This is a genomic window from Candidatus Enterovibrio escicola (genome assembly GCF_002464935.1).
In the GTDB taxonomy this organism is placed as follows: Bacteria; Pseudomonadota; Gammaproteobacteria; order Enterobacterales; family Vibrionaceae; genus Enterovibrio; species Enterovibrio escicola.
In genome coordinates this window covers 17,385-43,465 of the sequence record NZ_NBYY01000034.1, presented here as the reverse complement: position 1 = coordinate 43,465, position 26,081 = coordinate 17,385, and the positions used below count along the sequence as shown (strand labels likewise).

The following is a 26,081-nucleotide window of genomic DNA, read 5'->3' as shown; positions in this document are numbered from 1 at the left end:
GAATTTCAGTTATTCTTCTTCACGCTCGCAGTAATCTTGAAATATGTTACGGATTGTTTTTTCATCCACACCTATATCATCTGCAATACTTAAAAATGTACGTTTCTGGCTCTCTCGCTCGATGTATTCAATAAGCTGTTTAGTCATCCTACATTTTTTATCTTTGCGCGATACAAGCTCCTAGAACGTCTTATTACAACTTTGGCACTTAAAACGTTTACGATTTAGGTGGATGCCGACACGCTTGCCGTACATGGGTATATCCATAAGAATTTCGGTTCTTTTCCTAAAACTAACGAGATCAGATGTGTAGTAGTGGATGCAAAATGAAGGCGGGTATTTTAGTTCAGCGTAAACCTAATAATCATACTCAGATTCATGAACCTGACTAACATTGTAGTCAGGCCAATTCAAAATATTTGTCATAGTTAAAAAGAAAGGAGCCTAAGCCCCTTGCTGTCACTCCACTTCTACTACATCATCAATGCTAGCCTCAGCGTACAACTCTTTGGATAGCCAGCGGTGGCCAAAAAACTCTTTAACCTCTTCCAGCGTTTCACAGACCTTACCGCTAAAACGGTCACGCGCATCTTGCCTTCTAGTGCGACCAACTTGATGACAGATAAATTTTCCGCCTTTGGTCTTGTACAGAGATAACTCTGTCCAACGACCAGTTTGACCGTTATAACTACTGCTAATAGCTTGATTATCAGAACTAGCCGCATTTGCTACCAGTTCACCAGTAAAGCGAACGTTTGGCGCGTTATCAATATCAAGTGTAAATGTTTCCATGTCAGAGTCCTCATCTACGTCAATTATTTGCTCTATCTCAAGTACGCTGTAATTAATGCTGCTGAAATCAGAATCCAGATAGTCAGCCAATTCGTGTGCATTCAGCTTGTCACCATCTTTATCAACAACCGTAACGCTTTCTACAGACCAAACAGCATCCTGTCCCTCGGTTCCTGTAAACAGAGAGTCGGAGTCGCATTTGTCGTAGTTAAAGCCTTCGGTGTAAGTAATTTTGATACCATCTAAGGTTGAGGTTTTAGAAGCCAAACCAAAAACGTGAGGAATATCGTTCAGATCAAAAAATTCGTTTTCTTCGTTTCACTCTTCAACCTGACGATCAAGACGCTCTAAAACTTCGCAATCTTGTTCTCGCTGCCAGTTGTTGCGAGCTACCAGAGTTTCAAATTCAGCAATAGAGATAGTTTTCATGGTTAAATTCTTGTCTTCTCAGAGTCGTCGCTGAGTTCGGCTGTGGATGTCTCCACGTTCTTAATACAAGTGTATTTGGTTTATAATGTCAATTATTAAATCCGATTTTAACCAATTAATATATCCTGTGAAAATCAATCACTAAATCCGCATACCCCAAAAAAGTTGAGCATCAAGATGACTAAGTTGAATAAGTAAGCGTTTGTGAAGATCTTAGGTATTTTTAGGATGCCATTCCTTACCAGTATCACGCGTTGCTTCAAGGTTGAATAGTGGAAGTTATTCCTTTGTTTTTCAGTACAGGGTGACATGCTTTTGTGTCACAGGTTCAATCAGCACTAACCTGCTGTATCTTTTATCTTGATGAGTTAAGAAATGTAGGTAATACCTCATTGTTATCCACAGGAACTAGGCCAACTTCTGCAGCAATAACCTCATGAGTAGATCCACCAACGGCAAGATGAAGTTTGCGCTAGATACATCTCTTCTCCTTACCATGTTTACGCGTTTTCCATTCACCTTCGCTGTATACCTTTAGAGCTATAGTGATTTCTGGTTGATGGGTAGGAAATAATGCGGTGTAATCTGTTGATTGATCTTGACAGAGCAACAACCAACAAGGAATACACCGCGTGGATAATAATCATAACGTTACCGAGTTTCATAAACTATACAACCCGCTTAATGAACTGCTGAAACAAGGCACACAGCAGTAGTTGGCTCAAGCTATAAAAGCCGAGGTTAAATCCTTACTCGATAATTGTATATCACTCCAAGCCAACGGAAAGCAGGGAGTGGTTCAAAATGGCCATTTGCCTGAGCGGCACCTACAAACTGGATTCAGTGACATTACCGTCAAAACCCCAAAGGTTCAAGATAGGACATGCCTTAAGCCCCACCACATATAGTTTCTGAGAGGAAATTCCTAGATGTAAAAACAGGGAGCGGGATCACGTTCAACAACACACTGGTTTCACCTTATCTCAATCGAACCAAAAACATAGGAGAGTTTATCTCTTGGCTCTATTTGCGGGGGATCTCCACGGGCGATATGCAACCAGCCTTAGAATACCTCTTAAGTAAGCAAGCCAAGGGGTTGTTAGCAAACAGTATTTCTCGATTCAAGCAGCAGTAAGAAGCAAAATACGACTAGTGGCGTAAGCGCTGTTGGATACACAAAAAGGGCAATGTATTAAACAAAGTTTCAGAATCTGTTCAACCAAGAATGAAAGAAACGCTTCGGACAGTTCGAAACACGATATGGTGCTAAATATCCCAAAGCAGCGGAGTGCCTGATCAAAGACAAAGCAGAAATGCTGGCATTTTACGATGTCCACACCGAGCACTGGAGACAGATTTGAACGATAAACCTCATTGAATTAATGTTTGCAAGGGTGAGGCTAAGAACGAACAAAATCAAGAATTGTGGAAGCTGAAAAACAACACTGGCAATGACCTGCAAACTGATGCGATCATCTGAGGTTAACTGGTGTAGCCTGCAAGGCTTTAAATTACTTGCAGATATTATCAACGGTGTAAAATTTAGAGATGGCATTCGTGAAACAAACGTCAATCATCAGGATACTGCTCTGGAAGCTGTACACCAGATTTGACCATAGCTCATACTTTTAGGTTTGTGGCATCAATGATGATGTGGGAGACAGTTCTTCGACTCGTCAAACGGTACTTAACTTCTACGTTCTTCGAACGTATTATTAATGTAAGTGTATGTAGGGGATTTCAGCGGGACATTCATCAACGTAAGAACTGAATTGAGAAAGCCTTCTAATTCACGAAGCGGTAGCTTGAAAATACCTTTTACCATCAGTTCCGTTTCAATCCCAGTATCCGAAAATATAAACTCACGGCCACGATAATCGTGATGCTTTAGACAATGTGATGCTTTGATGGCAGGGTTGTCTATCCAAAAAGTGACTGAGACACGGTTTACTAATGCTTCATTATATTATTTCCATTTGCTGATCTTGTGCTTGGCTTTTCTCTTCCTGCCTAGAAGAAACACTAAATTTCAGGTATCAATGTCGAAATGAGAAATAAACTTTCTCGCCTTTTAATTAGTGAAGTCATGACGATTATTGTATTATTTCATCAATATGGTTTCCTAATTTTAGGATTTATTACACTCAATTTGTCTTCCTGTCACCTAACAGGTAGATTTCCTGATTGAGTCAACCATACGTGGATACTTTAGTAGATGCGAAGAGCTCTGGTTTTCCTTTGTGCTTATCTGACTCATAACCAAACCAAACCTTCGGGTATAGCGTTCGTTGATTCAACCAAGCTACAGATCTATCACAATTTACGTATTCCACGGTATCCTGTGTTTGATGGTGTGACTGAACAAGGTAATGGGATGATGGGAGGGTTATATGGTTTTAAACTTCACTTTGTCATTAACTAACTAGGCTGTATCATTTCAGTAAAGCTAATAACAGACAATGTGGATGATAAAAAATCCGTGCTTGATATGACCGATAATCGTTGGAGATTACTCTGTAGAAATAAGAGGTATATATCTGGATTCCTTGAAGGAACCCTTGACGGAGAAAGGGTTAATTTCATCACGAATACACGGAATAATATGAAACCAAAGGTGATGAATCTTTGGGATCGTCTTATATTAAGAAAATGATTTATCACCCAGACAATCTTTGATCAACTAACAACTATATCCCAAATAGAGCATCCAAGGCATCAAAGTGGGGTGGGCTTTATGGTCAACCTGATCGTTGGACTCATTTCTTATACGTTTCAACTAAAAAAGCCTAACTTTAAAATTATAAGGTTCGAAAAAACCGTGCGCATATCAAACCCGAGGTTAAGTAATATTTAGGTTAAGATCGAGTACTTTGATCCTTCAGAGCATGCCAATTTCATAGGTTGCTGGTTAGCTGTGATGAAAAGTGAACTGTTGCGTGAAGAGAATTACCCAGTGATCTTGTAATAGTAGTGGAATCGTACTGTTCTTCGGATCAGAATACTCATATGAATTTTTTGTTCATACCTATATCTCTCAACAATTGGAATGAAAGTGGGTAAGTATAGATAATTATTGGTATTTTATTACTCAGTAGTTGGGTGTTTGAACGGCTGAGTTAGTCAAACAGCAGCTTAAGGTATTGATCTGAAAAGTTTCAATTTAGCATTAATTAGGAAATCTCCGTGATGGTACAAAAAACGGTTCAGATTAGCGATATCCAAGTTGCTAATGGAAAATCATTTGTTCTCTTTGCAGGAATGAATGTATTGGAGTCTCGTGACATGGCTATGATAATTTGTGAGCATTATGTAGAAGTTACGCAGAAACTGGGTATTCCTTATGTATTTAAGGCGTCTTTTGATAAAGCAAATCGCTCATCAGTATATTCGTATCGCGGTCCAGGCTTGGAAGAAGGTTTAAAAATATTCCAAGAACTAAAAGATATATTTGGAGTAAAGTTAATCACAGACGTCCATGAAATTTGGCACGCAAGGCCGGTTTCAGAAGTAGTTGACGTGATTCAATTACCAGCATTTCTGGCACGTCAGACTGACCTGATTGAAGCGATCGCTAAAACTGGTGTAGTGATCAATGTGAAAAAACCGCAGTTCATGAGCCCAAGCCAGGTAGGTCATATCGTTGATAAGTTTAGTGAATGTGGTAATGATAAAATAATTTTATGTGAACGTGGATCGTGCATGGGTTACGATAATCTTGTCGTTGATATGTTAGGATTTGACGTAATGAAAAAGGTGAGTAACGGCAGCCCAATCATCTTTGACGTAACACATTCACTGCAATATCGTAATCCAATGGATGCTATATCAGGAGGCCGTCGTGAGCAAACACTCAATCTTGCGCGTGCGGGTTTGGCCACCAAAATTGCAGGTTTGTTCATTGAAGCACACCCTGATCCAGATAATGCTCGTTGTGATGGTTTATCTGCAATGCCTCTAGATAAACTAGAACCGTTCCTGAAGCAAATGAAGGAATTGGATGATTTAATTAAAAGCTTCGAAGATTTGGATATTGACTGAGAGATAGTGTTAAATTTTTTAGAAAAACAAACAATCGATATTGCCAGTTTTTTATTTAAGAGCCTTATATCATGTATTTAATGGGTTGTTTTTGTGTAAGATACCCAATCTTGCACGGTGATAATTGTAACTACCGTTGATGTTAAATATCATTTTTTCCAGCAGACAAAAATAATTAGAATACATGGTATCGACCCTGGTGGACACCAACGCTGCTAGCGTTGATAAGCGTGTTGCCGAACCTTCCAGTTTGAATATACCTACATGGATTGTCCGACGGATGGTAGAAGAGTAACTTGTTGAACTTACTATGAATAATGCTAGAGTCTGCGACTCTTTTGAATACTATGTACCTCGTATTAATGAGGCTATCTTGGTTTTATAAAACTTACATACACGCTGTGTAATCACATTCTATCTTGATGTACAGGCAGGGGGGATTATCTGCGAAGTAGATGAGTAAGCCTACTTTCATAGGCAACAAAAAGGCTCTGGTATGCTTGGGAATCTCGATAGCATTGTTGATTAAATCAGGTCTATAACGTGCTGCTCTAAATATTTTTGCAGTCTTAATTTCTCTGTAGGAGAACAAGCAGATAGAGTCTTATAACTTTATTTTTCAATTTCATATTTACCAGCCCTTCATTAACTTGAGCTGCGCATAAAAAATGAACTAAATACCAAAATTGCAAGCTGATCGTTTGAAATTAAACTATTGACTGCCCAAGGACTTGGGCATGAATAACTTAGAGGCTGTTTTCGTCAACTGTTGCAAGATTTTCCTCCTTGCATTGGAAAAACATCTCATTTCTCTCGGTATCTAATAAAGAAACAAACCTTCTCGCCTCTCAGTTAGCGAAGTGATGACTATAGTGATAGCTTTTCATCAATCTGGGTATCGAGACTTCAAAACCTATTACATCCACTTTGTTTGTGGCTACCTCACCAACGAATTTCCTGAATTAGTTAGCTACATGAGGATGCTCAAGCTTATGAAAGGTGTTCTAGTTCCGCTTTGCTCTTGCCTCACTCACCGTCAGGGATTGCTTTTGTTGATTCATCTAAGCAACAGGTTTGTCACAACCTATGTATTTTCTGATATCAGATTTTGAAAGGTACCGCGAAGCGAAGAAAAGGAACGATGGGGTGGTTTTACGGTTTCAAATTACACCTTATCATCAATGACCAAGGTGCATTATCTTAGTCAAAGTGACGAAGGTTAACGTGGATGATAGGAAGCTTGTATCAGAAATAGTTGATGAGCTTTTGGGGTGTTTATACGGAAATAAATATTATATATCTAGTCTATTGGAGCAGGAACTTACAGACAAGGGAGTGACACTGATAACGAGGGTGACAAAAATATGAAACTTAAAGTGATGAAACTTTGGAACCGCCTGATACTCCGGAAACGATTGAATACTAAAAATAAACCTCAATACACGACAAAGTAATCGGTAGCTTCGTTGAAGGTAGTATTATCTTTTAATCATATTCAACTTATTGAATACATGATTATATCACGGATATTCTTTTTAACTTCACGATATACTAAGCACTTATTTCAGCACTAATATTATTAGGAAAATGGAGTTCACTGATGTCCAGACATAGCAGATCTTTTTTTCCTGAAAAACTGCCTATTATCACAACCTTTTGCATTTTAAGTTTAATAGGTTGTGTAACAACTCCTACTCAGCATACTGAGTGGTTAAATCACCAACAAGCACTGTTAGACATTACGAAATTCACTACCAAAGGTAAAGTGGCTTTTATTGACCAAGAACAACGTATTTCGGCTAATTTCGTGTGGAAACAAGATGGCAATGCTGTATCATTGCGCATCACAAATTTCTTCGGTGCTACCTTGTTTAAGTTGGATACTATACCAAAGTACGCAATACTCACCGATCATGTAGGTCAGAGTTATGTTGGAACAAATGCTTCCAACTTGCTGCAACGGTTAATCGGTATTTCACTGCCAGTGGATGCTATGTCTCACTGGATCAAAGGGTTACCTGAAGAGAAAAATAAGTTTCAACTTAGCACTGATAATCGCCTTGAATACTTATCAGAAAATAACTCACTTTCGAACCCAGGTTGGCAAGTGAAGTACCAATCCTATGATGTAGCAACTAATAGATTGCTGCCAGCAAAGATAATAATGAATCAGAACCATAAAAAAGTGTGTCTGGTAATATCAAACTGGAAATACACCCCATGACACAAAACACTTCAGCTTGGCCGGCACCTGCCAAGCTAAATTTATTCCTTTATATTACAGGTCAACGTCACAACGGCCACCATGAATTACAAACCCTGTTTCAATTTTTGAATTACGGTGACACATTAACTATTACCACAAACGAAACAGGTGAAATTACTCTATCTCCTGACATTCATGGAATCCCAGTTGAAAATAACCTAATCTATCGTGCGATAATGGCACTCAAAATAAAAACAAACACCCCACAAGGAGCTCATATTCACCTTGATAAGGTACTACCAATGGGTGGTGGCTTAGGTGGGGGATCATCAAACGCAGCCACAACCCTAGTCGCACTGAATCATCTTTGGAATGTAAAACTTTCTACCGATGAGTTGGTCAATATTGGCCTCACGATAGGCGCAGACGTCCCAGTTTTCATCAGAGGTAGCACCGCATTCGCAGAAAGTGTGGGAGAATTACTCCAACCCACCTATACCGAGGAAAAATGGTATTTAGTGGCTAAACCAGATGTTAGCATTTCAACTTCACAAATTTTTGCTCATCCTAACCTCACACGAAACACTCCAAAACGCACACTAACTCTACTGTTAAAAAAAGAACGTTTAAACGATTGTGAAAAGATCGTGAGGGAGTTATTCCCCGAGGTTGATCGGGCTATTTCTTGGCTGGTAGAATACGCACCGTCAAGATTAACGGGAACGGGAGCTTGCGTCTTCACTGAATTCGATAACGAAACAGACGCTTGTTCGACATTAAACAATTTACCCGACTGGCTTACTGGTTTTATCGCTCGTGGTGTGAACACTTCACCGCTTTTAACCATGCTTAATAAACTGAAGAAATAAGATAGACAACTATTAATGGATACAACTCAGAGGTTCTCTACCGTGCCTGATATGAAGCTGTTTGCTGGTAATGCAACACCTGTACTTGCCAAACGTATCGCAAATCGCCTATACATGTCACTGGGTGATGCTACTGTAGGTCGCTTTTCTGACGGTGAAGTATGTGTACAGATCAATGAAAACGTCCGAGGTAGCGACGTCTTCGTTATCCAATCGACTTGTGCACCAACCAATGACAACCTGATGGAATTAGTTGTCATGATCGATGCACTGCGTCGCGCATCCGCTGGCAGAATCACTGCTGTTATTCCTTATTTTGGTTACGCTCGCCAAGATCGTCGAGTTCGTTCAGCACGTGTACCAATCACTGCAAAAGTAATTGCAGACTTTCTGTCTAACGTAGGTGTAGACCGTGTGTTAACCGTAGACCTCCATGCAGAACAAATACAAGGCTTTTTTGACGTGCCTGTAGACAACATTTTCGGTACACCGGTACTACTAGAAGACATGCTAGTGAAGCAACTGGAAGATCCCGTGGTTGTTTCTCCTGACATCGGGGGTGTTGTACGTGCTCGGGCAACAGCAAAATTACTGGATGACACGGATATTGCAATTATCGATAAACGTCGCCCACGCGCAAACGTTTCTCAAGTTATGAACTTGATCGGGGACGTTGAAGGCCGAGACTGCATTATTGTTGATGACATGATTGATACGGGTGGCACACTGTGTAAAGCAGCAGAAGCATTGAAGAATCGGGGTGCTAAGCGTGTATTCGCCTACGCAACTCATGCAGTCTTCTCAGGAACTGCCGCAGACAACATCAAAAACTCTTTGATTGACGAGGTGATCGTGACGGACTCGATTCCACTGACTTCTGAAATGCAAGCTACTGGTCGTATCACTCACCTAACACTATCAGGGATGTTGGCTGAAGCTATCCGTCGCATAAGTAACGAAGAATCCATCTCGGCAATGTTCGATTCTTAATCAATTTATTAAGAAATAATACCCTATATTTATGAGCTATTTTATATATAGATGATGGTAAGATATTCCGCCTATGGCGGTGAATAATTCCGTTAATAAACAACTAAAACCCTGATTTAATACACGAACAACAATGAGAATCTCTCCATGATCGATAAAATTCGCCTTTTAGTGGGTTTGGCTAATACAGGGCTAAAATATACAAAGACTCGCCACAACGCGGGATCTTGGGTAATTGAGGAACTTGCGCGTATCCACAATGTGTCGCTAAGAGAAGATAAAAAGTACTTCGGTTTAACTGCTAAAATCAGTATAAATGATGAATATCTTCGTTTATTGATTCCTACAACCTCGATGAATCGGTCAGGTACATCGGTCGTAGCGGTCACGAACTTCTTACAAATAGAACCAAATGCAATCATGATATCCCATGACGAATTGGATTTACCACTAGGTGTTGCCAGATTTAAGAAAGGTGGTGGTCACGGTGGTCACAATGGTCTTCGTGACATCATTAGTAAAATGGGCAACAGAAAAGAATTTTTTCGGCTCCGGATTGGGATAGGACACCCTGGGCACAAGGATAAAGTTGCAGGATTTGTACTAACTAAAGCCCCTACAACTGAACATCGCCAAATTGAAAAAGCGGTTCATGAAGCAGTACGCTGTATTGACATTTTACTTAAGATCGATTTAGCTCGGGCGCAAAATCGCCTGCATACATTTAAGGCATAAGAAGCACAACATTGTTTTTTAACGAAAGGTTATCATCTCATGGGTTTTAAATTTGGTATTATTGGTCTCCCAAACGTGGGTAAATCAACCTTGTTCAACGCTCTAACAAAAGCTGCTGTTGAAGCTGGAAATTTCCCATTTTGTACAATTCAGCCAAACATCGGTGTAGTACCAGTTCCAGATTTTCGTTTGCAGGCATTAACGAAAATCATAAATCCTCAGCGAACTCTGCCCACCACCATGGAATTCGTGGATATTGCAGGTCTAGTTGCCGGCGCATCAAAAGGTGAAGGTTTAGGTAATAAGTTCTTAGCAAACATTCGAGAAACAGAGGCCATCGGTCATGTAGTTCGTTGCTTTGCGAATGATAATATCATCCACGTAGCGGGTAAGATCGACCCAGCAGACGATATTGACGTCATCAATACTGAGCTAGCATTAGCTGATCTTGAATCTTGTGAACGTGCAATCTACCGTCAGGTAAAAAAAGACAAAGGCGGCGACCGAAATGCAAAAATTGAAATCAGCATTTTATCGAAATTCCTCCCTGTCTTGGAAAAAGGCAACATGCTGCGCTCTATTGTACTGACAAAAGAAGAAAAATCGGTTGTTGATTACCTAAATTTCCTTACTCTAAAACCAACGATGTACATCGCTAACGTGAACGATAATGGTTTTGAGAACAATCCATATTTGGATATAGTCCGTGAAATAGCTGAAAAAGAATCCGCTACGCTTGTTGCCGTCTGCGCTGAAGTCGAAAGGGAGCTATCTGAACTTGAGCCTGATGAAGTATATGTATTTCTTGAGGAAATGGGATTGACTGCGACAGGTCTTAACCGAGTTATTCGTGCTGGGTACGATCTTTTAACGCTACAAACCTACTTCACAGCGGGTGTTAAAGAAGTGCGTGCATGGACGATTCCTCTAGGTGCAACTGCACCTCAATCCGCAGGAAAAATCCACACAGATTTCGAGAGAGGTTTCATCCGTGCAGAAGTCGTCAGCTTTAACGATTTCATCGAATACAGGGGGGAGTCTGGTGCAAAAGAGGCGGGTAAATGGCGTTTAGAAGGAAAAGACTACGTTGTCAAAGACGGTGACGTTATACACTTCCGTTTTAACGTGTAACTTTTTCTATGACCTATCTAGATCAGCTCCTTTCTTTTACAAACCAAAAAGCTACCATTTTAATTTTTATCAAACTATGCTTCATTCATAAATACACCTGCCTTTGATATCAGTTCTGAGTTAAATCACGGGGATTTCTACAGTTTGACGGCGGTGTCCCCGCTCACGAGGATGTTGATTACCACGTTAATATATCGGCCATATTCTGCTCTACACTCAGAACATGTCCATTCTTTCATTCGCAAGTCTAATCTACCTTTCGGACTGCTTGACGTCACAACGCCACAGCACGAGTAAATTTGAGTGGAGATAAGATGCGTTGATCACTTCAAACACTACTGATCGTGCAATCGATTTATATTTCAGTTATGTTTGGAGCATTGATCCTCCAGCATCAAAAACCGATGTTACTATCTTGATTTTAACTAACTTAGTACTACTCATCTCACCAACGATAATCGCAGCATTATTGTTAACTAGCCGCGCAGGCGTTGTTTACCAAATATCTAAACTAAGCGCAATTTCTACGATTAGATTATCATGGAGTTAATCAGGAGGGTAAAGGGAAAGCATCAGATCAGCAACTGGAAACAATATAATCAAGCATGAGTAAACCATGGCTTAGTCATTTTTTGGATACCGCGATTAAAATGGATCTGATGGTAAAAGGTATTTTTAGACTCCCACTGCGTGGATTAGAAGGCTTTCTTAATTAGGTTTTTACGTTGATGAAAGTCCGGCTGAAATTCCCTACATACACCTACATTAGTAAGCGTTAGAAAATCGTAAAAATTAAGTATCTTTTGCCGAGTCAAGGAGCTATCTCCCACGTCGTTATTGATACCACAGGCATAAAAGTAGACGACTAGGGTGAATGGAAACCGCGTAAACACGGTAAGGAGAAGCGACATATCTAGCTCAAACTTCATCTTGCCGTTGATGTGTTTACGCATGAGGTTATTGCTGCAGAAGTTAGCTTAGTTTCTGTGGGTGATAACGAGGTTTTACTTATATGGCCTAACCCCTTACGGCGAAAAATACAGTAAGTCAATGCTGATGGAGCCTATGACACAAGATCATGTCACCACGTATTGAAGAACAAAGGAATCACACCCAGTATTCTACCTCGAAGCAACGCGGGATACTGGGAGGAAGGGAAGCCTAGAAATCAAGTTGTAAAGGCGTTAAAAGAGCACAAACAGGCGGAGTGGAAAAAGGACTGGGATTATCACAAATGCTCATTATCAGAGATAGCAATGTTTTGCTATAAACAGTTGCTCATCCCTAAACTTACTTTTCGTAATTAACCTCAGATCTGCATAAGCGCTTGCTTATCAAACCGAGTTATTTTGATATACGGCTTCTTTGGTTGAAATGAATACGCGATGAGCCCCGCCGGCAAGTTGACATAAAGTTAATACAACTCCGGTGCCGAGAATGCTCGATTTTGGATCTGTTTTTACACCCGTTATCAGTGTCACTGCCTTGTCTGCGAGTTTCCGCTACAATGGATCAGAGATATAACCTTTATCTTCGTATAAACACCCCTAAAGCTCGTCAACCATTTCCGATACAGGCTTCCTATCATCCACGTTATCCATCGTCACTTTGACTAAGATAATACCACCTTGGTCATTGATGATAAGGTGTAATTTGAAACTGTAGAACTACCCATCGTTCCTTTTATTCGTTTCGCGGTACCTTTCAAAACCTGATGTCTGAAAATACGTAGGTTGTGACAAACCTGTAGCTTGGATGAATCAACAAAAGCAATCCCTGTCGGCCTTGCCTAGAGGTGAGTGATGGACGAGCAAAGAGGAACCAGCACACCTTGCATGAGCTTGAGCATTCGCGTGTAACTAATTAACCTGAGCTGCGCATAAGAAATGAATTAAATACCAAAGTCGCGATCTAATCGTTTAAAAAACTATTTTGATTGAATAAGGACTTGGGCATGCATAACTTAGACTCTGTTTTCATCGATGTCGACGACTTCTGCTAAAATTTCTTCCCTGCATGTGCAAAATACCTAATTTTTTTCGGTATCAAATAAAGAAACAAGCCTTCTCGTCTCTCAATTAGCTATAGCTTTCCATCAATCGGGATATGGAGACTTCAAAACCTATTACATCCACTTTATTTACCACTACCTCACTAACAAATTTCCTGAATGAACCTCAAGCGAGAGTGATCATCAGTACAGTTAGGAGATAAGTTCTCATATACTCTGATAGCAATATCAACCTAGCATCCGTTGCTCGTAATCACAAAGTTGCAAGTACTCTTTCTCATGTAATGAGATAATAACGATGTAATATTATTTAACTACTTGCATAATGGTATTGGACAATACTTTTCAGATATATAACAACATTCTTCAATTGAAGAATGCGTTCTACGCACCTGCTGCCGTCCTTAAACTACACGAGACTCAGATGAATTTGTTCAATACCCCATTGCATATTTCAACACCCTTATTTTTAACGATCCACTCTTTTCAGCAAGCATTAAACTAAGGTTTCTAAGAAGCTTCAGCGAGCTGATATCGTTGCTAAACCCACAGTAGAAAATATCCATCCACATTTGCATTAGTAGATTGTCAGGCTTTCTATTTCGTTCATAGGCAGCCAGCACGCTGTTATTCAACCATCCTATGCCCGCATCTGCCACAAGGTCTAACAATGCATCAACATCTTTAAAACCAAGGTTAACGCCTTGCCCTGCCAGAGGATTGATAGTGTGTACTGCATCACCAAGCAACACCACTCCATTATTAAAATATCGCTGTGCATGACGACGGGTTAGAGGGAATGATCCTTGCTGGATTACTTCTACATCCCCAAGTTCTTGAGGGAAATGAGTGAGAATCTCGTACCTCAATTTTTCTGGTGACATACCTCTAAGTTGCTTGATGCGGGATGGACTATCATACCACACCAAAGAGCTATGATGTCCAGGTAGTGGTAGAAATGAACGTGGTCCGTCAGGGGTAAACCATTGCCAGGTTATATCTTGCTGAGACAATGAAGTTTTAACCGTCACTAACATGCAATGTTGGCGATAATCCCACGCCGTAACACCAATATTAGCATAGTCACGTACCCGAGAATTAGCACCATCAGCACCTACAAGCCATCGACAATAAAGCACATCACCATTGTCTAATTCAACCTTGTGGTGATTATTTCCAGTTCTTTTTATAGATAGAATATTTGTAGGACAAAATAACTCAAGATTAGGCTGCTTACCGCAAGCATGCCAAAGAGCCAGCTGCAATATCCGATTTTCAACTATAAAACCGAGCTCACTCAAATTCATACTGCAACTAGTAAACCGGATACGACAATCAGGATGATCCCACGTTTCAAGACGACGATAAGGACAAAGGCGCATACTAAGCACGTCATCCCATACTTTGAGGGATTTAAGTAAGGATACTGATAATGAAGAAATTGCTGATACACGAAGATCCATAGGTTGTTCAGGTGAAAACGGCTTTGGTGCTTGTCGCTCCACCATAGCTACGCGTTTGCCTTGTTTAGCAAAACCTAGTACAGTGGCAGCACCCACCATTCCACCCCCAACGACGATAATATCGAATCGTTCCATCACATATTCTCTTTCATTCACAACAGTCAGAATTTTACCGTAGATGAGAACATGATCTATTTCTGGGATTCCTAAATCCAGTAATAAATTAAAGATAACGCGATCTGGTCACTGATTCTATCAAATGATATACTAGATATGCTATCCTGCTGTTAAACTGAGCAATTTGCATACTGGTTAGTGAGAAACACAAATATAGACATATTAGATTAAACTCACGCTAACAGATATGACAGGACTGCCTTTCAGAGTAGTCAGACGACATCGATACATTAATAAGAGCAACAAGTTATATGGCTAAGAAATTGCTGATTAAAACTTGGGGCTGCCAGATGAACGAATACGACTCATCAAAAATGGCAAACCTACTCAATACCGTGAGCGGATACGAACTGACTGACATACCAGAGGAGGCGGATGTACTACTACTTAATAGCTGTTCTATCCGTGAAAACGCTCAAGAGAAGGTATTCCACCAGTTAGGACGGTGGAAACATCTAAAAGGGAGAAAACCAGATCTAGTAATTGGTGTAGGTGGCTGTGTGGCAACTCAGGAAGGCGATCACATCCGTGATCGTGCCTCGTATGTTGACGTTATATTTGGTCCTCAAACTCTGCATCGATTGCCGCAAATGATCAAACAATCGCGTGAAAGCCATTCTACTGTTATGGATATTTCGTTCCCCGCAATCGAAAAATTCGATAATCTCCCTGAACCATGCGCTGAAGGTCCTATGGCATTTATTACGATCATGGAAGGGTGCTCTAAGTACTGTACCTTCTGTGTTGTACCATACACGCGTGGTGAGGAAGTGAGCCGTCCTCTTGATGACGTGCTATATGAAATAGCACAGCTAGCAGAACAAGGCGTTAGAGAAGTAAACCTACTAGGTCAGAACGTCAACGCATTCCGTGGTGCCACACATGATGGTGACATCTGCTCATTTGCAGAGTTACTACGTTACGTAGCCGCAATCGACGGTATCGATCGCATTCGATATACAACCAGTCACCCGATTGAATTTACTGATGATATCATCGATGTATATGGTGATACGCCTGAACTCGTGAACCATTTACACCTTCCAGTACAAAGTGGCTCAGACCACATTTTGACCATGATGAAACGCCCTCACACTGTACTAGAATACAAATCAAAAATCCGTAGACTGCGCACAGTGCGCCCTGAGATCTCAATGAGTTCAGACTTCATCGTCGGTTTCCCAGGCGAAGAAGATGCAGATTTTCAAGCAACCATGAAGCTTATCCGCAACATTAATTTCGACATGAGTTTTAGCTTTATATATTCACCACGCCCAGGCACTCCAGCAGCAGAGATGCCGGATTATATTACTGAGCAAGTGAAGAAAGAGCGTTTGTACGAACTAAATCAACAAATTAATACTCTAGCAATGAGTCACTCACATCAGATGTTAGGCACAGAGCAGCGGATTTTAGTCCAAGGACCTTCGCGTAAGAACCTAATGGAACTATGTGGGCGAACCGAAAATAACCGTGTGGTCAACTTCAAAGGATCAGTAGATTTAATTGGCCAATTCGTCGATGTAATAATCACCGAGGTACTAACCAACACTTTACGCGGTGAACTAATTCGTACTGAGAAAAACATGACCCTCCGAGTGGCAGTTTCTCCTGCAGAAATAAAGGAAAAGACACATAGAGGAGATGATTCTAGCGTAGGTGTGTATGCTCCATAAGAGCATGGTGGTCAATTGACCCTCTTAAGATACACTATATACGGTGAAGATACTTACTTGTTATCTATGCATAATCCATACGGAAATAACACCTGCAATACCTGCGAGGAAAACTTTGAACAGAGTCACAACCCTAGAATTATCACTGGAACCCACTGATAACTCACGTCTAGCCAGCCTTTGCGGCTCACTGGATGGTAACATCAAACAACTGGAACATATTTTAGGGGTGGAGATAAACCACCGTAGCCACCACTTTTCCGTTGTTGGTAAGGTACAAGCTGCTACAGCGACCATCGACATTCTTAGAACACTATACATTGAAACTGCACCTGTTAAAAATCGTTATCCAGATGTGTCACCTGAAAAAGTGCACCTCGCTATTAAAGAAAACGGTGTACTCGGGCAGTCTGTGATATCGTCAACTCCCTATAGAAAAGATATCCATATTAAGATAAAAAAAGGGGTAATAAAGCCACGAACACCAAATCAAACACAGTATATTACTAATATAGCGACGCATGATATTACCTTTGGTATCGGTCCTGCAGGGACAGGTAAAACGTACTTGGCTGTGGCAGCTGCCGTTGATGCCCTAGAACGTCAGGAAATTCACCGTATTTTGCTGACTCGCCCTGCTGTAGAAGTCGGGGAAAGACTGGGCTTTCTTCCTGGTGATCTAACCCAGAAAATTGATCCCTATTTACGGCCACTTTACGACGCATTGTTTGAAATGCTAGGTTTTGAGCGTGTTACAAAGTTAATTGAACGTAAAGTGATTGAAGTCGCACCGCTGGCCTATATGCGTGGCCGCACATTGAATGATTCCTTCATCATTTTAGATGAAAGTCAAAATACCACTGTTGAACAAATGAAAATGTTTCTGACCCGTATTGGTTTTAACAGCCGTACTGTCATAACTGGTGATGTGACCCAAACTGACCTGCCGCATAACATACATTCAGGACTGAAACATGCCATCGCAGTGTTGGCCGATCTCAATGAGATAATCAGCTTTAATTTTTTTCAAGCTGATGATGTCATACGCCATCCTGTCGTTGCATATATCATAAGAGCCTATGACACTTGGGAAGCAGAAGAGCGTCGTCGGCATAACATAAAACCCCGTTAAGCAGTGTTTCACAACGAGATACAATCATAAATGCAGTATTACGTCGACGTTCAAATCGCCACACAAAACACCAATGACCTGCCGACCGAGCAGCAACTAAATAACTGGTTTAAACAATCTGTTAAATTATTTCGTAAGCAAGCTGAAGTAACCATTCGCATCGTTGATGAGTTTGAAAGCCAATCGTTAAACCGCGACTACCGAGGAAAGGATCAACCCACTAATGTGTTATCATTCCCTTTCGAAGTACCTCCTAGTGTGGTATTAGATCTGCTAGGAGACTTAATCATATGCCGTCAAATTGTAGAAAAAGAGGCTAAAGAGCAATATAAAAACCTGTCAGCCCATTGGGCGCACATGGTAGTGCACGGCACTATACATCTGCTAGGTTATGACCACATTGAGAGTAAAGAAGTGGAAATAATGGAATCTATCGAGATCTCTATTATGAATACACTAGGCTTTGATAATCCTTATGATGCCTATTTCATCTAAATATTAATATATTAACGTTGCATGTAGTTTAGACAATGAACGAAGATAACTCACAAAGCTCTGAAGGTCCGAGTAAAAAGACCTTTTTCCAACGTCTTAGCCAAATCTTTCAGGGTGAACCTAAAGATCGTCAAGAATTAGTAGAGGTAATCCGCGATTCGGAAGAAAATGATTTAATCAACCACGAGACACGGGATATGCTCGAAGGTGTCATGCAAATATCTGAAATGCGAATTCGGGATATTATGATTCCACGCTCACAGATGGTGACCATCGAACGCACACAAATTCTAGAAGAAATCATCACCATTATTAATGATGCACAGCATTCACGCTATCCAGTAATTAGCGATGACAAAGATCATGTTGAAGGTATTTTGCTAGCGAAAGATTTACTTCGCTATCTTATTCGAGACAGTGAACCGTTCAACCTTGGTAAGGTGATCCGCCCCGCCGTAGTTGTTCTAGAAAGTAAACGTGTTGATCGACTTCTCAAGGAATTTCAAGAAGAACGTTATCACATGGCGATTGTTGTTGATGAATTCGGTGGCGTATCCGGCGTTGTAACCATTGAAGATATTCTCGAGGAAATAGTTGGTGATATTGAAGATGAATACGACGATGATGAAGAGCAAGAAGTCTGCCAGCTAAATGAGCACACCTTTGCGCTAAAAGCGTTGACAACACTGGAAGATTTTAATAATAAATTTGGTTCTCAATTTGAAGACGGCGATATCGACACCATCGGCGGTTTAGTTATGACTAGTTTTGGTCACCTACCAACACGTGGTGCGAACGTCGACATTCATAACTATCACTTCAAAGTAACAGCGGCTGATAGTCGACGGATCATCCAATTACAGGTCACTATTCCCGACATTACAGCAGAAAAAACGGAATGCTAGCTATTCAAAGTTTAATCAAGCTCCAAGTATTTACACGTCTCTTAGGGGCCGTAGTTTTTGGTGCTTTCTCTAGTCTTGCCTTCGCGCCTTATTCATTCTGGCCGGCCATGCTAATCTCACTTATCAGTTTATTCCTTCTTATTCACCAACAGAAACCAAAATTCGCTACCGCGATAGGATTTAGCTGGGGTCTTGGACAATTTGCAACAGGTATTGGCTGGATCTACGTTGTTATTAAGCAATTTGGAGGATTACCAACGTCTGTAGGGTTATTACTCATAGGGCTATTGATCGCCTATTTGGCTCTCTTCCCTGCACTTTTTTCCTATGTTCTGCGACGTATTCAACTACCGTTAGCACTGTCATATCTACTAATGGCACCTTCTTTGTGGCTAGTCATTGACTGGTTCCGTGGTTGGTTTCTGACAGGATTCCCGTGGCTTTGGCCTGGATACAGTCAAATTGACGGGCCACTAGCCGGCTTTGCACCGCTGTTTGGTGTTCAAGGTATCACCCTTGCCATTTTGATTATTTCAGCATCTATTGCATTGACAATACTCAGCCGTAAATTGTTAGCCCTATTACCCACTGTTATCGTCGCCATTTTTGGTTATGTATCTGGAAATATTCAATGGGTCCAAGAAACTGGCAATACCGTAAATGTTGCCATGGTACAAGGCAATATACCGCAAGAACTTAAATGGTTGCCAAGCCAACGTTGGACGACGTTGTTTAGTTATCAGGACATGACACGCAAAAACTGGGATGCAGACATAATTATATGGCCAGAAGCTGCGATTCCAGAAATTGAGCGTAATCTTTCTTCTTTCCTTATATCTCTTGACGATGCTGCCCACAACAATGATACAGCCCTCATTGTGGGCATACTCGATCGAGATCCAAAAGGTCACTTATTCAATAAAGTGATCATACTCGGTAAAAATGGGACAGAGGGTTACAGTTATCCAGCACCCCAAAGTTACACCAAACATCACTTGTTGATGTTTGGTGAGTATATGCCTTTTTCAGATAATCTTCGTACACTGGCACCCCTGTTTAACCTGCCGATGTCCTCATTCAGTCGCGGGAACTACGCACAGCCTAACATTAATGCCAACGGCTATAAACTCGTACCTGCCATCTGCTATGAAATTGCATTCAATGAACAAGTCAGACATAACCTCACACCAGATTCCGATTTCATTTTAACACTTTCTAATGACACTTGGTTTGGCACTTCCATCGGCCCCCATCAGCATTTAGAAATAGCTAGGATGCGGGCATTGGAAAATGGAAAACCAGTTTTACGCGCTACCAACACAGGACTGACGGCAGCCATCGATTACAAAGGGAAGTTAATTGAACAAATTATGCAATTCGAAACAGTCGTCTTACGTGCAAACATAACGACCACTGATGGACAAACTCCGTATACATATTTTGGTAATTGGTTGCTCTATTTCTGGATTGTGCTTTCTGGTTTATCGATACTGATCTTGCAACAAACAAAAACTATCCGATTACAACTAAATCATAAAGGTAAGAGCAAGTATCGAGCCTAAACCCATATTATATCAAAATAACTTGAAGATTTAGGTTTCAGCGAGCTTTATTTATGTCATGTTTTGTTTTATCCATTTTTGATAAAGCTCACTACATCTACAAATGGCGTTGTTTCCCAAATATATGAACTAATCGCAATTCTTACGATTAGTTCATCATGGAGTTAAGCGGAAGGTGATGATGGGAAAAGCCAAGCACAAGATCAGCAACTGGAAACAGTATAATCAAGCATTAGTAAACCGAGGCTCAGTTACTTTTTGGATAGATGCTACTACCATTAAGGCATGGCATTGATTGTGAAAAGTATTCTCAATGCTACCCCTTCGTAGATTAGAAGGCTTTCTCAATTTTGTTCTTACGTTGATGAATGTTTCACTAAAATTAGCTATATATACTTGTATTAGTAATCGTTCGAAGAACGTAAAAGTTAAGTAACCTCAGATCTGCCTAAGCGCTTGCTGATCAATCTGACTAGGTTTGATCAGCAAGCGCTTAGGCAGATCTGAGGTTACTTAACGCTAAATTAACTCTAATAGCATGATGTGATGATCAGTTGGTTGGATAGGGCGATTTTATCCAAGGGAACTGACTTCAGTAAGGTCAGTAATGAGGAGATTGCCAAGATATAATACATTCTAAATACACGTGGTAGAGCGAGTCGCAGGTATCGCTCTCTTAACGATGTTTTTAAGAGTATTTGATGTCAGCTTAAGATATCATACCTGTGTATTTCAGATGACGGAAGACGTAATCGTCATAACTTTACTGATTGAAAGGCTCGAAGGTTTATTTCTTATTTTAGTACCTGATAGAAATCGTTGATATTGGTGATAACAGGGTTGTATAAGAACCTTTCCATTTAATTCATTTCTTGAGAGTAGTTGAGGTTAATTAGATATGGATCTCCAAGAACGCTGAAGAACCTTATTAGAACGGCGCTTCCCTATGCAAATAAACCCCAGTAAAGATACTATTGTCTAGCGAGACGGCTATTTCCATTTGGTGTTTTACCCTTGTTTGTGCGGTATGGGTTGATGTCTAAACCTCCGCGGCGAGTATAGCGAGCGTAAACAGTCAGCGACTCTGGCTGACAGTATGTCATTAAGTCGGTGAAGATGCGTTCAACACATTGTTCATGGAATTCATTATGACGACGGAACGAGACAATATATCGTAGCAATTTCTCACGATTAATACGCTTCCCCTTGTATGCAATAAGAACAGAAGCCCAGTCTGGTTGCTTGGTGACAAGGCAATTTGATTTAAGTAGATTGCTGTTTAGGGTCTCGGTCACTACTGGCTTATTTGCAGCACCTTCTAGTAAATTTGGATTTAAAGTGTAGTTATTAATCTCGATGTCTTGCTTATCAATATTTTCACCGGAAAGGGTTACTACAGGGGTGTTACTAAAATCTTCTAATGGAATAATGGTCACATCAACCTTTTCACCAGCACATGCTGATAAATCTTTAGTAAGAGTATCCACCACTTTTTGCCAATTCTCAAAGCGTGTTTGGTTAAAGCTATTAAGATAAAGTTTAAAAGATTTGGATTCGATGAGGTTTTCGCAGGTGGCTGGGAGACGAACTTCGCCGATAGCAACCTGAGGAAGTCCTTTGGTATTGAGCCAAGACAATTCATACAACGTCCAGATATCAAAACCAGTAAAAGGCAAAATTTTTCCAAAGTTAAGGTAGTCACGGTTAAGGCTTCTCGGGACAGACTGCAGTAGATCAGGAGTATAGTACTCTAGATAGTCTATTTGCGGCCTAAGTGTCAGACCAAAAAGTTCTTTTGCGTCTTTATATTCTCTCATATCAGTTCTGCAGCGGAGTAATTATAACAGGTAAGTTGTATATCAAAGTCTTAAGCAATCATTGCTCATACATTCCTATATTTTGATACATCGTCGTGATAGTTGGACGTGAAGGTATTTAGCTAGTGAAATAAATTCTGAGGCCCGTAGTAGAATGGACTCAACGATATGGATAAGTTGGAATAATATTATTGCAGGAGATTCTATATGGTTTGTATGCAATTTTCAACAGTGATGATAAGGCGGTATTGAAATATTAAATAGAGTGGCTGAGGTTTTTTAAATAAAAAGGGTAGCTAGGTTTAATGGCGTTATTTTTGAAATATCTGAACTAATCGCAATTCCTACGATCAGATCATCATGGAGTTGAGCGGGCGGTGATGATGGGAAAAGCCGCATACAAGATCAGCAATTGGATACAATATAATCAAGTATGAGTAAACCGTGGTTTCAGTTACTTTTTAGATAGATGACGCTGCCATGTAAGGTACTGCATTGTCTAAAGCAACACTGTCATCGTAGATGTGGGTTTATATTTTCGGATACCGAGATTGAAACCATACTGATGGTGAAAGGTATTTTCAAGCTCCCACTTCGTGGATTAGAAAGTTTTCTCAATTCAGTTTTTACGTTAATGAATATCCCACTGAAATCCCTTACATACATTTGCATTAGTAGATCGTAAAAATTAAGTACTATTTAGCGAGTTGAAAAGCTGTTGCCAAGGTCGTTATTGATACCACAGACCTAAAGGTATATGGCGAAGGTGAATGGAAAACGCGTAAACACGGGAAGGAGAATCAGCGTATCTGGCACAAACTTTATCTTTCTGTTGATGTGTTTACTCATTAGGTATTGCTGTAGAACTTAGCATAGTTTCTATGGGGGAAATGAGGTTAATTAGTGGTTGAGATCACCTTAAATACTAGATATCCGTATGTATTTGGAATACTCATGTGTGATTAGTCGTTGTTTAATGCAGCTAGTAATGCTTCTTTGAGTTCTATCTGCTTTCTTTCTGAAAGTGCCTGTCGTTTGCTATCAGTGATAATGAAGAAATCTTCTGCTCGTTCACCAATGGTGGTGATTTTCGCTGCCTGTAAGGAAACTCTTCTCTGTGCAAACACAGCACCTATGCGTGTGAGTAAACCAGGAACGTCCAGCGCAATAAGTTCAATAAGAGTATGTTTTCCAGTTCTAGTAGGTAAAAAGCTCACTTGTGTTTTTACTTTAAACGCCATGAGTTTGCGCGGGGATCTGCGATTAGGGATATCGATTATACCTTCTTGTAACAAGGCCTGAGTTATACCTTCATTAATCTTAGCATGGCGATCAATGGATACAGCTTCGTTATTTGCATCGAGTACTATAAAGGTATCTAGAGCAAAACCGTCTTTGCTGGTCATGATTTGAGCATCATGAACACTTAGATTTTTCTTGTCGAGCGAAGCCACCACACGTGCAAATAGACTGGGTCTGTCTCGGCTATGAACAAAAACTTCAGTACCTCCGCGTGTTGAATTTTTACTCAGTAGTACCAATGGATTGTCACTCGGGTGGTTGAGAATATATTGGCTATGCCAAGCAATTTGTTGATGGGTATGGCGCAGAAAGTAATCTGCTTTAAATCGTTGCCAGAGCAGGTCAATTTTTATCTGTGTATGTCCGTTTTTTCTAAGGATCTCTGAGGCAAGATGTTGGTTGTGACGAATACGTTCTCGGATATCTGGTGGATTTTCTAATCCTCGGCGTAGTGCTTTTTGGGTTGAGTAGTAAAGCTCTGCCAGCAAGGTGCGCTTCCAACTGTTCCAAAGAGCAGGGTTGGTAGCCGTAATATCTGCAACAGTTAAGCAGAGCAAGTAATCTAACCGTTCTTCATCACGTATCAATTTTGTAAACTCAGTTATCACTTCTGGATCATAAATGTCTCTTCGCTGCGCCGTTACGGACATAATAAGATGGTTTTTTACCAACCAACTGACCAAATTAGCGTCTGGGCGAGAAAAACCATGATCGATACAAAATATATACGCCTCTTCAGCACCAATTTCAGAGTGGTTACTGCCACGTCCTTTTCCAATATCGTGAAAAATTGCGGCCAACAGGAGTAGTTCTGGTTTAGCAAGACGAGGATATATATCGCAACATATTGGATGTCTTTCTCGGTTTTCTTCTAGGAGATAGCCATTAATGTGTTTAAGTAAGCGAACTGTATGTTCATCGACTGTGTAAGAGTGAAAGAGATCAAACTGCATTTGTCCGACTATTTGGTTCCACTGTGGCAAGTAAGCGGAGAGTACGCCGTGTTTATGCATCAACGAAAATGCGTTGTGCAGCGCATTCGGATGTCGTGTGAGTTCGATGAATTTTGCTTTTGCTTTAGGAAGATCGCATAAGAAAAGGTTGAGATTGCATCTGGCTGCTCGCAATTGGCGAAGCGTAGGTGCCGAAATAAATTCAATCGATTTATCGTTGGCTATATACAAGAACATATCAAGGATGGTATCTGGGCGGGCTTGAAACAACGCAGGGTTACGTGCTTCAATTTGAGCGCCACGGCGTTGAAAATCATCACTTAAAATCTTTGTTTTATTGTGATTTTTTTTATCTTCAATCGCTTGTGCAAATAGTTGGATCAACATTTTGTTGAGTTCAGACACTCGACCTAGGGTACGATAGAAATCTTTCATCATTAATTCTACACCTTGATTCCTTTCTCCATGATAACCTAATGTTTCGGCAACGGACGGTTGGTGGGAAAAAGTCAGACGGTTATCATAGCGATGAAGTTCAATATGAAGTGCAAATCGAATACGCCAAAGCATAGTTTGACATTCTGATAACTCGCGAAATTCTGCACTGGTCAAAAAACCATATTGACTCATTTCGAGTAAACTGGTAGCTCCAAAGTGTCGGCGGGCTATCCAACTCAATGTATGAATATCACGTATTCCTCCTGGGCTCGATTTTATGTCTGGTTCTAGGTTATAGGCGGTATCGTGATAGTGTGCATGTCGTATGCGTTGTTCTTCGATTTTTGCTTTAAAAAATCTTTTGCTTGGCCAAAACTGCTCTGAGTATACGGTACTTTTTAGTTGATGATAAATACGGTTACTGCCGCAAAGTAAACGGGCTTCCTGAAGGTTTGTCGCCACGGTCAGATCGTTAAGACCAACATTAAAGCAATCTGACAACGTTCTTACACTGTGTCCGACTTCTAATTTTAAATCCCAAAGCAAGGTAATGAATGCGCTAATACAATTTTCATATTTTTTTTCCAGTTTTCCTTCACTGAGGATCAGTAAGTCAATATCTGAAAGTGGATGCAATTCGCTACGACCGTACCCACCAACGGCAATGAGTGCAAGATCAGGTTTATGATCAAAACCAAAATGTTGGTAAAGTCGCTGTAAAATCTCATCAATGTACTGTGAGCGTTGATAAATCAGATCGGCGACTAATGAGTGGTTTATAAATGCTATTTTTTGACCTTCATTGAACAAGCCGATCTGGTGTTTCAATTCGGGGACATTAAGTTGTATGGGTGTGAGTTGTTTGGGTGTGATCAACATGTCGTTTAGGGGTATCCTAGCAGAGAAAGCAGGCACTTATACCTTGAAACATCCGGAAAGTTTGTGTATAGGCCTACACGA

Annotated in this window: 18 protein-coding genes and 10 pseudogenes; 19 read left to right on the top strand and 9 right to left on the bottom strand. The window is 40.5% G+C overall.

What is annotated here, in order from left to right; all coding sequences use genetic code 11:
- Nucleotides 1-9 precede the first annotated feature (9 nt).
- From BTN49_RS16405 to BTN49_RS16745, 4 genes and pseudogenes are all read right to left on the bottom strand, one after another.
- Nucleotides 10-150, bottom strand: a pseudogene (locus BTN49_RS16405) (transposase family protein); the annotation flags it as partial.
- 309 nt (nucleotides 151-459) lie between these two features.
- Nucleotides 460-1,059: a hypothetical protein gene (locus BTN49_RS10870; protein WP_199399574.1), complete on the bottom strand. Its 600-nt coding sequence runs from the start codon at nucleotides 1,057-1,059 to the stop codon at nucleotides 460-462.
- Nucleotides 1,060-1,483: 424 nt separating this feature from the next.
- Nucleotides 1,484-1,759: pseudogene (locus BTN49_RS18410) on the bottom strand (transposase); the annotation flags it as partial.
- Nucleotides 1,737-1,886 (bottom strand): hypothetical protein, encoded by a 150-nt coding sequence (locus BTN49_RS16745; RefSeq protein ID WP_190320206.1) that lies wholly within the window; start codon nucleotides 1,884-1,886, stop codon nucleotides 1,737-1,739. The pseudogene BTN49_RS18410 and the gene BTN49_RS16745, both read right to left, overlap by 23 nt.
- A gap of 102 nt (nucleotides 1,887-1,988) precedes the next feature.
- Here BTN49_RS16745 and BTN49_RS10865 point away from each other — a divergent pair.
- Nucleotides 1,989-2,834, top strand: a pseudogene (locus BTN49_RS10865) (transposase); the annotation flags it as partial.
- A gap of 10 nt (nucleotides 2,835-2,844) precedes the next feature.
- Here BTN49_RS10865 and BTN49_RS18405 read toward each other — a convergent pair.
- Nucleotides 2,845-3,244, bottom strand: a pseudogene (locus tag BTN49_RS18405) (transposase); the annotation flags it as partial.
- Nucleotides 3,245-3,268: 24 nt separating this feature from the next.
- On the opposite strand from BTN49_RS18405, the gene BTN49_RS14230 reads away from it, so the two are divergent.
- From BTN49_RS14230 to BTN49_RS21325, 10 genes and pseudogenes are all read left to right on the top strand, one after another.
- A complete protein-coding gene (locus tag BTN49_RS14230) occupies nucleotides 3,269-3,409 on the top strand; it encodes a hypothetical protein (protein WP_158523743.1) in 141 nt (46 codons plus the stop codon).
- Nucleotides 3,410-3,448: 39 nt separating this feature from the next.
- Nucleotides 3,449-3,874, top strand: a pseudogene (locus BTN49_RS19725) (transposase); the annotation flags it as partial.
- A 533-nt stretch (nucleotides 3,875-4,407) separates the two neighbouring features.
- Nucleotides 4,408-5,259 carry a 3-deoxy-8-phosphooctulonate synthase gene (kdsA, locus tag BTN49_RS10845; RefSeq protein WP_097357184.1) on the top strand — a complete coding sequence of 284 codons (852 nt, stop codon included), beginning with the start codon at nucleotides 4,408-4,410 and terminating at the stop codon, nucleotides 5,257-5,259.
- Between the two features lie 737 nt (nucleotides 5,260-5,996).
- Nucleotides 5,997-6,674 (top strand): annotated as a pseudogene (locus tag BTN49_RS22655) (IS982 family transposase); the annotation flags it as partial.
- Between the two features lie 185 nt (nucleotides 6,675-6,859).
- Nucleotides 6,860-7,483, top strand: a complete 624-nt coding sequence (gene lolB / locus BTN49_RS10830) for a lipoprotein insertase outer membrane protein LolB (RefSeq protein WP_097357181.1) — start codon at nucleotides 6,860-6,862, stop codon at nucleotides 7,481-7,483.
- Nucleotides 7,480-8,334, top strand: coding sequence for a 4-(cytidine 5'-diphospho)-2-C-methyl-D-erythritol kinase (gene ispE, locus BTN49_RS10825; protein WP_097357180.1), 855 nt, complete (start codon nucleotides 7,480-7,482; stop codon nucleotides 8,332-8,334). The genes lolB and ispE overlap by 4 nt, the downstream gene beginning before the upstream one ends.
- A gap of 42 nt (nucleotides 8,335-8,376) precedes the next feature.
- Complete coding sequence (locus BTN49_RS10820; RefSeq protein WP_097357179.1) at nucleotides 8,377-9,324, top strand: ribose-phosphate pyrophosphokinase; 948 nt, start codon at nucleotides 8,377-8,379, stop codon at nucleotides 9,322-9,324.
- A 147-nt stretch (nucleotides 9,325-9,471) separates the two neighbouring features.
- Nucleotides 9,472-10,059: an aminoacyl-tRNA hydrolase gene (gene pth / locus BTN49_RS10815; protein ID WP_097357178.1), complete on the top strand. Its 588-nt coding sequence runs from the start codon at nucleotides 9,472-9,474 to the stop codon at nucleotides 10,057-10,059.
- A 39-nt stretch (nucleotides 10,060-10,098) separates the two neighbouring features.
- Entirely contained in the window at nucleotides 10,099-11,190 is a 1,092-nt protein-coding gene (ychF, locus tag BTN49_RS10810; RefSeq protein ID WP_097357177.1) for a redox-regulated ATPase YchF, read from the top strand.
- A 629-nt stretch (nucleotides 11,191-11,819) separates the two neighbouring features.
- A pseudogene (locus BTN49_RS21325) lies at nucleotides 11,820-12,494 on the top strand (IS5 family transposase); the annotation flags it as partial.
- A 5-nt stretch (nucleotides 12,495-12,499) separates the two neighbouring features.
- On the opposite strand, the pseudogene BTN49_RS22650 reads toward BTN49_RS21325, so the two are convergent.
- Together BTN49_RS22650 and BTN49_RS10785 are read right to left on the bottom strand one after the other, a co-directional pair.
- Nucleotides 12,500-13,057: pseudogene (locus tag BTN49_RS22650) on the bottom strand (transposase); the annotation flags it as partial.
- 578 nt (nucleotides 13,058-13,635) lie between these two features.
- On the bottom strand, nucleotides 13,636-14,799 hold the full coding sequence (locus BTN49_RS10785; RefSeq protein WP_097357173.1) for a 2-octaprenyl-3-methyl-6-methoxy-1,4-benzoquinol hydroxylase: 1,164 nt from the start codon (nucleotides 14,797-14,799) through the stop codon (nucleotides 13,636-13,638).
- A gap of 293 nt (nucleotides 14,800-15,092) precedes the next feature.
- Between BTN49_RS10785 and miaB the strand changes: the two genes are divergently transcribed.
- The 6 genes and pseudogenes from miaB to BTN49_RS18400 all read left to right on the top strand — a co-directional run.
- A complete protein-coding gene (miaB, locus tag BTN49_RS10780; protein WP_097357172.1) occupies nucleotides 15,093-16,517 on the top strand; it encodes a tRNA (N6-isopentenyl adenosine(37)-C2)-methylthiotransferase MiaB in 1,425 nt (474 codons plus the stop codon).
- A 115-nt stretch (nucleotides 16,518-16,632) separates the two neighbouring features.
- Nucleotides 16,633-17,649, top strand: coding sequence for a PhoH family protein (locus tag BTN49_RS10775; protein ID WP_097357171.1), 1,017 nt, complete (start codon nucleotides 16,633-16,635; stop codon nucleotides 17,647-17,649).
- A 30-nt stretch (nucleotides 17,650-17,679) separates the two neighbouring features.
- Complete coding sequence (ybeY, locus tag BTN49_RS10770; protein WP_097357170.1) at nucleotides 17,680-18,144, top strand: rRNA maturation RNase YbeY; 465 nt, start codon at nucleotides 17,680-17,682, stop codon at nucleotides 18,142-18,144.
- A 35-nt stretch (nucleotides 18,145-18,179) separates the two neighbouring features.
- A complete protein-coding gene (gene corC / locus BTN49_RS10765; RefSeq protein WP_097357169.1) occupies nucleotides 18,180-19,049 on the top strand; it encodes a CNNM family magnesium/cobalt transport protein CorC in 870 nt (289 codons plus the stop codon).
- A complete protein-coding gene (gene lnt, locus BTN49_RS10760) occupies nucleotides 19,043-20,611 on the top strand; it encodes an apolipoprotein N-acyltransferase (protein WP_097357168.1) in 1,569 nt (522 codons plus the stop codon). The genes corC and lnt overlap by 7 nt, the downstream gene beginning before the upstream one ends.
- A 181-nt stretch (nucleotides 20,612-20,792) precedes the next feature.
- Nucleotides 20,793-21,044, top strand: a pseudogene (locus tag BTN49_RS18400) (transposase); the annotation flags it as partial.
- Between the two features lie 538 nt (nucleotides 21,045-21,582).
- Here BTN49_RS18400 and queF read toward each other — a convergent pair.
- On the bottom strand, nucleotides 21,583-22,428 hold the full coding sequence (gene queF, locus BTN49_RS10750; RefSeq protein WP_097357166.1) for an NADPH-dependent 7-cyano-7-deazaguanine reductase QueF: 846 nt from the start codon (nucleotides 22,426-22,428) through the stop codon (nucleotides 21,583-21,585).
- A 469-nt stretch (nucleotides 22,429-22,897) separates the two neighbouring features.
- On the opposite strand from queF, the gene BTN49_RS10745 reads away from it, so the two are divergent.
- Nucleotides 22,898-23,113 carry a transposase gene (locus BTN49_RS10745; RefSeq protein WP_097357165.1) on the top strand — a complete coding sequence of 72 codons (216 nt, stop codon included), beginning with the start codon at nucleotides 22,898-22,900 and terminating at the stop codon, nucleotides 23,111-23,113.
- Between the two features lie 35 nt (nucleotides 23,114-23,148).
- A pseudogene (locus BTN49_RS21310) lies at nucleotides 23,149-23,277 on the top strand (IS5/IS1182 family transposase); the annotation flags it as partial.
- A gap of 113 nt (nucleotides 23,278-23,390) precedes the next feature.
- On the opposite strand, the gene glnD reads toward BTN49_RS21310, so the two are convergent.
- Nucleotides 23,391-26,000 carry a bifunctional uridylyltransferase/uridylyl-removing protein GlnD gene (glnD, locus tag BTN49_RS10740; RefSeq protein WP_097357164.1) on the bottom strand — a complete coding sequence of 870 codons (2,610 nt, stop codon included), beginning with the start codon at nucleotides 25,998-26,000 and terminating at the stop codon, nucleotides 23,391-23,393.
- Nucleotides 26,001-26,081: the final 81 nt, after the last annotated feature.